This window comes from Mesorhizobium sp. WSM4810 (assembly GCF_055811235.1).
Genome location: NZ_JBVVQV010000087.1, coordinates 1 through 785, shown reverse-complemented (window position 1 = coordinate 785; position 785 = coordinate 1). Strand labels below are relative to the sequence as shown.

Annotated in this window: 1 protein-coding gene and 1 pseudogene; both read right to left on the bottom strand. The window is 63.9% G+C overall.

What is annotated here, in order from left to right; all coding sequences use genetic code 11:
• A pseudogene (locus AC0L3O_RS35410) lies at positions 1-248 on the bottom strand (chemotaxis protein CheB); the annotation flags it as partial.
• 147 nt (positions 249-395) lie between these two features.
• The coding region (locus tag AC0L3O_RS35405) for a chemotaxis protein CheB (protein WP_473618152.1) at positions 396-785 on the bottom strand (390 nt) is incomplete at its 5' end.

Genomic DNA, 785 nt, shown 5'->3' with positions numbered 1-785 from the left:
GCCAACTCACTTTCCCGGTCGGCCATTCGCCGGGTGAATGCCGCCCGCTGCTGATGCGCGCGCAGCAAGCTCCACAATATCTGGTCAGTCTCGGCCGACTGGGCCTCGAGCATCGCGTCCGACGTGAAGGCATGCCCAGTGTGGCATCGGTAGCGAAGCATGTCGCCGTCCTCGATCTCCCACAGAGGACCGTGGCACTCCGGACAAACAAACAACGAAAGTTCGCCGAGACGATCTTCATTCGACATAGCGGAGTGCTCCTGAGCTGCGACTGCCGCCTCCAGCCGGACTCCCGGTGGAACAGGAAGCGTCTCGCCGGCGGGCTCGGAGGCCAACCGGGCCAACAGATCGCCCATTCCGACGATCGGCACGCAATGGTCGATTTCGACATGGCGCTAGGCGCTCCGAACCATGTCTGGTACGGCCGCGTCTTTCGGGTCCTGGATCACTGTTACTCCCCCGACGGTCTTGATTGCCCGGGGACCCGAGGTGCCGTCGGACAAGCTGCCGGAGAGGAGGACGCCAATGACCCGAGCTCCATAGCTGCATGCGGCCGACCGGAAGAGAGGATCGATCGCCGGCCGGGCGAGATTTTCGCGAGGGCCTCGCCGGAGCAGCATGTGATCGTGGTGCAGCAGCAGATGGAAACCGGGTGAAGCCACATAGATGCGCCCCCGCTCGAACTGCTCCCCGCTCTTCGCCTTGATCGCCCTGAGAGGGCCAGCCCGATCAAGGATCTCCGGGAGATAGCTCGTCTGGCCCACGTGGAGCACCACGAAGACAGC